Source organism: Promicromonospora kroppenstedtii DSM 19349 (assembly GCF_000515355.1).
Taxonomy (GTDB): domain Bacteria; phylum Actinomycetota; class Actinomycetes; order Actinomycetales; family Cellulomonadaceae; genus Promicromonospora; species Promicromonospora kroppenstedtii.
Window position 1 is genome coordinate 16,102 of the sequence record NZ_KI911568.1, and the last position, 1,159, is coordinate 17,260.

Genomic DNA, 1,159 nt, shown 5'->3' on the forward strand with positions numbered 1-1,159 from the left:
GGCCGGAGCCGCCGCGCGGGGCGCCGCGTCCACGAACGGGTTGCTGCCGGCGGCAGGAGCCTGCGCCTGCGTGGGCACGGGGACCGTGCCGCCCGCGGGAGCGTTCGGGATGGCCGGCAGCGCCGACGTCAGCGACTCCTGGACCGCCTTCTGGTAGCCCTCCTGGTAACCACGCTGGTAGGTCGGGTCCTCGAGGGGAACCTCCTGGACCGGGGCCGGGAAGGCACCGGTCAGCGGGGCGGGGTTGGCCTGCGGCGGACCGCTCGGCGCCTGGAAGTTCTGCGCCGGGAGGGCCTGCGTGGGGAAGTTCTGCGTCGGGAAGCCCGTCGCCTCGACGTTCGGCGCCGGCACGATCGGTGCGCCGAACGTCGGCGCCCCCGCCACAGGGCTGGCGACCGTCTGGATCGGACGCGATGCCGGACGCTGCTCCTGCGGCTGGTAGGCGCGCAGCTCGCCGGTGGCGGGCTGACCCGGACGGCGGCCGAAGAGGCCACGCTTCTGGGCCGGCTTGGCACCCTGCTGGTTCGACGCGGTCGAGCGACGGCTCGGCAGGTCCGCCATGAGCTCCTCGAACGCCGGCAGCGCCTCGAACGACGAGTCGGCGCCTTCCGGGGCCTCCGCGCCGAAGGCCTGCGACCGGCTGTCGTCACCCTCGAACGGGCCCGCGGCGCGCTCCGGCACCGCGCCGAAGCTCTGCGCGGGGGCCGGTGCCGGGGCCGCGGGCGGGCGACCGCCGCCGGCTGCCGGGAACCGCATCACGTCGGTGTCGGACATACCGGGGAGCGCCGCCGGGTCCTGCGTGATCGGGTCGAGCTGCAGCGACTGCGTGCCGCCCTCGACCGGGTCGATCGTGTTCAGGGAGCGGAAGCTCGAGAACAGCGCACTGCGCTGGTCCACGTCGACGGCGGCCGGGGTGGTGTCCTCGAAGACCGGCGCGACCGGCTCCGGGGGCTGCTGCGCGCGCTGACGGCTCGGGAGCGAGCTGCCCTCGGACACGTTCGACGGCGGGGCCCAGGCGTTGTCGTCGGCCTGGTACTCCTGCGGCAGCGACGGCGTCTGGATCTCCGGCAGCACGATCGAGCCGGTCGGCGTGGTCTCGGCGACCGGCTGCGCCGCCGTCGAGCTGCGGCGCCGGGCCAGGCCGAGCGCCGTCGTACCG

General features: G+C 75.8%; 1 pseudogene. It reads right to left on the bottom strand.

Annotation, left to right across the window (positions count from 1 at the left end):
* Window positions 1-1,159, bottom strand: a pseudogene (locus PROKR_RS33320) (hypothetical protein); the annotation flags it as partial.